Consider the following 2,728-nt stretch of genomic DNA (forward strand, 5'->3'; position numbering starts at 1 on the left):
TCCTTCGGCGTCTTGTTGGTCTTCTTCGCGAACACATCCAGTACGACAATGGCGTCGGCTTCGACCGCACACACGATTCGCCAGGTCACGCTCTCATCGATGATCCGGAGCTCATGACAGCCAGAACCGATCGTGGACATGCTCGCCCTTGAGCCAAACCAGCGGCCTGTCGCGTGCATCCATGCGCGATGGATTCTATGTCCGATCCGACATTCCGTCAATGGCGTGGGCGACACACCCAACGGCCACCTGCGGAATCGGAGAAACCGCATAGCCGGGGGGAACCGACCCGACCACCGACCTGCGAAGCGTGACACCACCCCGTTCTCGCGCACGGTGCGGTACTGTCGGAGTGTGCAAGACGTCACCCGCATCGTCGCCGAAATTCTCCGAGGCTATTCGCTGCCCGTGTATGGCTGCCACGGCGCAGTCCACTGGGCGCGCGTGCTCGAAAACGGCCTGAAGATCGCGGAATCTACCGGAGCCGACGCTGAGATCGTCACGTTGTTCGCGTTGTTCCACGATTCTCGCCGGATCAACGAGGGTCGTGACGACCTGCACGGACTTCGCGGGGCTGAGTTGGCCCGTTCACTCCGCGGATCGCTCGTTCACCTCGACGACCGCCGCTTTGAGCTTCTGTTCGAGGCGTGCCGACTACACACCGATGGGATCACGACTGGTGACGAGACCCTTCTCGCATGCTGGGACGCCGACCGGCTCGACCTCGGTCGCGTGGGAATCGCGCCGCGACCGGAACGGCTGTGCACAGATGCCGCACGGGAGCTGATGGCCTGGGCGGACGAGCGGGCGGTTCGCGGTCATGTGGCGGGGGCGGTCCTGGCTCGATGGGGAATTGGTCAGGAACGTCAGCGCTAGTGCGGATTCCAGCTCCGCGGAGGACGCGGGCCTGTGCAATTAGGTCACTTGGAGATGGGAAATGGTGGAGCTGAACGGGATCGAACCGTCGACCTCTTGACTGCCAGTCAAGCGCTCTCCCAACTGAGCTACAGCCCCACCTTGCGGGAGGCGAAAGTGTTTACCGTAGGCGTGGGACCACGTCAACCCGGCCCTAGCGCGTGACGACGATCCTGCGAGTCGACCGAGCTCCCTCGACCTCGACGTTCGCGAAGTACAAACCCCCTGGAACCGCCAGTCCATTCTCGTCTCGCAGGTCCCAGGAGACGTCGCGCCTTCCCGCGGACGTGACTCCATCGACGAGACTGCGAACGCGGCGGCCCTGGAGATCGAGGATCTCGATGCGACAGGCCCCCTCGCGAACCGTATCGATGCGGAAGGAAACCTCCCGCGACGATGGGTTCGGCATCGGCTGCCCCACGAAGGCTCGCAAGCCCTTGGTCTCGACCGACACCGTTGCTTCTTCGGGGCCCACCGTCACGCTCACCCAGGGGTTGGTCAGACCTACCGCGGAATAATTGCCGATGAAATACGCACCCGGAGATCCGGGCTGTGGCGGATTGATGGTCACTGGAAATCCCGATTCGCCGCCGGCAACCGTCAACGACGGCGGATTGAATTCGTCGTACCAGAACCAGTCCGCGACGTGCATCTTGACGCGGCCACCGCCTCCACCACCGCCGACGAGCTCACCGCCCCTTCCTCCATCGGCGCGAAGGCTGGCCGGACCCAGGAAGACTCGGCTGGCGCTCAGCAGGATGCTGCCCCCTGAGCCTCCTCCTCCACCGAACCCTTGAGGAAACGAACCGGACACGCCGCCGTCGCCACCCCGCACGTCGATCGTTCCGCTCACGTCCACGCGGCGAGCCATGATCTGCACCGCGCCACCACCCGCGCCGCCGAATACGTCCGCGCTTCCTCCCGAAGAACCGAGGTCGAAATCGCCGCCGTTCTCGGTTCCATACGCCAAACCGCCGGCGGAGATGGTCATGTCCTGCGATCCACCCGATCCTCCCGCTCCGCCATATCCACCGCCGCCTGAGCCACGAAACGGGGACGCGGCTCCCCCTCCGGGGCCGGCGCCACTCATGTAGAAGCCTCCCGGACCGGGATGACCTTGCCCGAGGCCGTTGATCGTCCCGCCGATGCGTGCGCGTGCCGCGCGGATCATCACCGGAGATCCAGCCTGAACGATCACCGTCGCGCCAGGCTTGACCTCGAACCAGTCGTAGTACTGCTGGACGCCGCCGAGCGTGACCATTCCCGATTCCAGGATGTAACGAGTCGGGAAGGTTGCCTCGAAGTTCGAGCTACCCATCGATGGGCTGCCGTACATGAGGTAGCAGGTCATTGACGAGTTCGCTGGAAGCGGTGGGATGCGAACCCACACGATGGACTTGAAGCCACCTCCGATCCCTTCGTCCCATCGCTCCACGAAGTGAGGCAGGAGTGTCTGCATATCGCTCGCCAGGAACCACATGTTGGCGCCATTCGGATCCACGCCCGTCAACATGCCGGGGTAGATCGGGGCGTCGATCGGCATGGCGCCGAAGAAATTGCTCGTGGGGTTCGTGACCACGATCGTCCGGCGATAGATCTGTGCTTGCGCCACCGAAGCGAGGAGAAGGAAGAGCAAACCGAGCAGAAGCAGGCAACGCCGGCGAGCTGCGGCCATGGGGCCTCCGAGGAGAGCGGAGTCTGGTTTCTCGAGAAGTGATTCCGGCCGCAGCGTGCGGGGGGTGGCTGGCAACGCGGCAGTCGAAGGCTACCAGCCCGGCTGATCCGCGGTCCAGCTTTCAAGCGGGCCGCAGAA

At 64.2% G+C, this 2,728-nt stretch carries 3 protein-coding genes and 1 tRNA gene; 1 reads left to right on the forward strand and 3 read right to left on the reverse strand.

Features of this window, described 5'->3' with window-relative positions; all coding sequences use genetic code 11:
• On the reverse strand, positions 1–374 hold a 374-nt coding region (locus VFQ05_11625; protein HET9327416.1), incomplete at its 3' end, for a type II toxin-antitoxin system RelE/ParE family toxin.
• Here VFQ05_11625 and VFQ05_11630 point away from each other — a divergent pair.
• On the forward strand, positions 355–876 hold the full coding sequence (locus tag VFQ05_11630; GenBank protein ID HET9327417.1) for an HD domain-containing protein: 522 nt from the start codon (positions 355–357) through the stop codon (positions 874–876). The genes VFQ05_11625 and VFQ05_11630 overlap by 20 nt on opposite strands.
• A 62-nt stretch (positions 877–938) precedes the next feature.
• Here VFQ05_11630 and VFQ05_11635 read toward each other — a convergent pair.
• Positions 939–1,014 (reverse strand) — tRNA-Ala (locus VFQ05_11635).
• 55 nt (positions 1,015–1,069) lie between these two features.
• Entirely contained in the window at positions 1,070–2,590 is a 1,521-nt protein-coding gene (locus VFQ05_11640) for a DUF2341 domain-containing protein (protein HET9327418.1), read from the reverse strand.
• Positions 2,591–2,728 lie beyond the last annotated feature (138 nt).

The sequence above is a fragment of the Candidatus Eisenbacteria bacterium genome (assembly GCA_035712145.1).
Classification (GTDB): domain Bacteria; phylum Eisenbacteria; class RBG-16-71-46; order RBG-16-71-46; family RBG-16-71-46; genus DASTBI01.

Excerpts from the sequence above, each read along its gene's own strand:
- VFQ05_11640 (HET9327418.1), bottom strand. The coding sequence starts at position 2,590 with ATGGCCGCAGCTCGCCGGCGTTGCCTGCTTCTGCTCGGTTTGCTCTTC.